A 231-nucleotide genomic window follows, 5' to 3' on the forward strand; every position below is an offset into this window, starting at 1 on the left:
AAATGCACTCGTAGCTCAGCTGGATAGAGTACTCGGCTACGAACCGAGCGGTCACAGGTTCGAATCCTGTCGAGTGCACCATTTAAGAGTCAATTGCAGCGATGTAAATGACTCGGCTTCAACCAGGTGTGATCTGGTCTAACAAACACAAATGCACTCGTAGCTCAGCTGGATAGAGTACTCGGCTACGAACCGAGCGGTCACAGGTTCGAATCCTGTCGAGTGCACCAT

At 50.6% G+C, this 231-nt stretch carries 2 tRNA genes; both read left to right on the forward strand.

Annotation, left to right across the window (positions count from 1 at the left end):
- Positions 1-4 precede the first annotated feature (4 nt).
- Positions 5-81: transfer RNA gene (locus ACW9HX_RS29220), tRNA-Arg, on the forward strand.
- Positions 82-153: 72 nt separating this feature from the next.
- Positions 154-230, forward strand: a tRNA-Arg gene (locus tag ACW9HX_RS29225).
- Position 231 lies beyond the last annotated feature (1 nt).

The organism is Pseudomonas sp. SDO52101_S400 (genome assembly GCF_054071635.1).